Below are 2,845 nucleotides of genomic sequence, written 5' to 3'. Positions count from 1 at the left end.
GCACCACAAGATCGGCGGGCGCAGGCGCTCGGGGTCTTTGGACTTTCCGTCTTGCTCACGCACGCCATCGCACCGGCTGCCGGTGAGGAAATCATCCGGCGTCTGGGATTTCACGCGCTCTTCGCCGTCACCATTGGATGGACTCTAGTCGCGCTGTTGGTGGCAATCCGGTTGCCACCCGGGATTGTGGTGCGGTCGCCTGGTGCGCACCCTGCTCCCTGGCACTTCGATCGTCTCCAGTGGGTTGTAGCAGCGACCATGGTGTTCTCGGGCATGGGGTTCGGGACAGTGATGACGTTCACGCCAACGTTCATTCATGGTGAGGGGCTGGGACGTGTCGGGGTCTTCTTCGCGGCGTATACCACAACCGCAATCCTGACGCGCTTTGTTGGCGCCGGTCTGTCGGACTCTTTCGGACGTCGCGCGATCATCATGCCGACGCTCCTGGTCCTCGCCGGTTCGATTCTGACGATGGCCTTCGTGCACGGCATCCCGATGCTGGTGTGCGCCGGTGCGCTGTTTGGATCGGCGCAGGGCATCAGCTATCCGACGCTGCACGCGTTTCTCGTCGACATGACGGCTGAGGCACACATGGGCCGAGCCCAGGCGCTCTTCAACGGCTCGTTCAACTTCGGGGTGACGAGCAGCGCCTTCATCTTCGGCGCCGCCGCCGAACATTTCGGCTACCGCCCGATGTTCGCGCTTGCGTCACTGACGCCGGCGATTGCTTGCGTGTTGTTCTACCGGTGCGGAGCGCCCGCGAGGGCGCTGCGTCGGAGAGCATTGTGATGCGGGCTCGGGTATCGGTGTGAGGACCGAGCTCGGCGGTGCGGCAGTCGGGCTAGCGTGTCCAGGCGCTTCCCATTCTGCGTCGTCGCCGCGTCGCGCCCGGACTCGGCTGCCGAGCGTGAAACAGAAGGCGGTTCCCTCTCCGGGAGTCGACTCGATCCAGATCCGGCCGCCGTGCTTCTCGATGATCTTTCGGACCATTGTGAGCCCGAGTCCCTCTCCAGGTACGCCATTCGCCAATCGACGGAACAAGCGAAAGACGATCTCCTGGCTCTCGGCCGGAATTCCGGGTCCCGTATCCTTGACGAAAAAGACGGGTGGGGCGCCATTCCCATTGCGCATCCCGATCTCGATCTCGCGGCGCGCACTCTCCCCCATGTACTTGATCGCATTGTCCACGAGGTTGCTAAAGACTTGATTGAGCCGGTCCGGATCGCCTCGCACCGTGGCCAAGTGACCAACGTTGACAGTTATGCGGTGCTGTTCGAGCTGGTAGCGGAACGAGTCGATAATCGTTTGGACGACATGCTGTAGCCGCACCTCTTCGGTGGGGTCGGTGCGGCTGGCGATCCGTGACACCTTCAGGAGGCCAGCGATGAGGGCCTCCATCCGGCTCACGGCGCTCCGGATGAAGCGCAGCGATTCCTGAATCTCTGTACGAATACCCACCGCTTCAGGGGCATCGCTGCTATAGGCACCCAAGTCCGACAGCCCCGTGCTTATTTCGTTGGCGAACCCCTGCACATTGATCAACGGGGCGCGCAAGTCGTGAGAGGAGACGTACAGAAGATCCTCCATTTCGTAATTGAGCATCTCGAGTTCGGCGGTCGTCTGCCGTAGATGCTCAATGAGGCGTGTTTTCTCCTTGGAGGCCGCTTGTAAGGCTCGGCGGGCTGCAAATTCCCAGCGGCGCATGCGTTCAGTCAGCAGGCTGATGACCAGCGCGATCGCCCCCGCGACCAGGATGGCCGAGACCTGAGTCACGAATCCTGTGAGGCTTGGAATCACGCCATTGAGCAGTGCGCCGGTTACAAACATGGCCGCAAGCAGGATCGCAAGAAGCGTGAGCTGGAGAGGCTCCCATGGGAGCATCGCCGCGACGGATAGGATCAGCAGCGCCATGCCGACGTAGTGCGACGTGTCGACGCCGGTGAGGTAGACTGGAATAACCGCAATCGCGAGTCCGGCCTCAACGCCCAACGCCATGCCGAGCCAACCTGGATGCCGCCTTCCGAAGCGACCCTGGAGCAAGCCGAGAATCGCACCGCTCATAGCCAGGGACACCAAGCGGGTGCCGAACAGGATGGCGAAATGGGGCCGGTACATGAAATAATCGGCGACACCGAAGCCCGGGATGAGCACGATGGCGAGAATGCTCGCGGTTACCATGCGCCGATGGAACAGCCGTCGCCTGTCAGCTTGGTACGCTCTTGCGGTCAGTGTGGTCACAGCACCAGTAGACTCCAAGGCCCAACGAGCAAGTGCTGTGCCCAACGCCTGTCTAAACCACCGCCATCAGCCGCGCAGACACAGACGAGGCAGTGTGCCTCCCGCGGTCCCAAATTGGACGGTCTGTCAACCAACCGACGCTGAGAAGGAGATGCAGGCGAAGGTGGCGTCCGGAATTCCGTGGCAGGATCTGCTTGGCGGCACGATCAGACGGTACCGGACTTTGGACCATCGCCACTTTTCATCTGATAGCGGAAGTCGCAGTAGCTGGCGCCCTTCATGATCGTCTGCGTGCGCGTCAGCTCGACCTCTGGGCCAGCGACCTCGACCACATGGTCGTCGATCTCGCAGAGCAGCACTGCGCCCAGCTCAGGCTCTCCGAGCTGCCGAAAGAAGTCGGCGTAGCGGCAGCCCATGACGTTGAACTCCATCGCCTCGGGCTCACCCTTGAGCATCTGCATATCGATGTCGCTTCCGATTCTCGGAGCCGCTTCCGCGGTGAGCACCGCCCATTTCTCCTTGGGGCTGCCCGCCATCGACTCACCGGCGCGGCGATACACATCTCGGGACCACTCACGCAAAGCGTTGATGACCAGACGGTTCGCGC

At 62.1% G+C, this 2,845-nt stretch carries 3 protein-coding genes; 1 reads left to right on the top strand and 2 read right to left on the bottom strand.

Annotated elements, in window-relative coordinates; all coding sequences use genetic code 11:
- Positions 1-789, top strand: a 789-nt coding sequence (locus tag VF515_11600) for an MFS transporter (protein ID HEX7408278.1), incomplete at its 5' end; no start/stop codon positions are given.
- On the opposite strand, the gene VF515_11595 is transcribed toward VF515_11600, so the two are convergent.
- The gene (locus VF515_11595) at positions 709-2,178 is read right to left on the bottom strand and encodes a HAMP domain-containing sensor histidine kinase (GenBank protein ID HEX7408277.1); all 1,470 of its coding nucleotides are present in this window, start codon (positions 2,176-2,178) and stop codon (positions 709-711) included. The genes VF515_11600 and VF515_11595 overlap by 81 nt on opposite strands.
- A 266-nt stretch (positions 2,179-2,444) precedes the next feature.
- A partial coding sequence (locus VF515_11590) for an L-2-amino-thiazoline-4-carboxylic acid hydrolase (protein HEX7408276.1) occupies positions 2,445-2,845 on the bottom strand: 401 nt, incomplete at its 5' end.

The sequence above is a fragment of the Candidatus Binatia bacterium genome, from assembly GCA_036382395.1.
Lineage (GTDB): Bacteria > Desulfobacterota > Binatia > HRBIN30 > HRBIN30 > JAGDMS01.
Note: the sequence above shows the minus strand (reverse complement) of the source record. Positions and strands in the feature narration are given on the sequence as shown.

Coding starts and splice junctions, on each gene's coding strand:
- VF515_11595 (HEX7408277.1), bottom strand. CDS start 2,178: ATGGTAACCGCGAGCATTCTCGCCATCGTGCTCATCCCGGGCTTCGGT.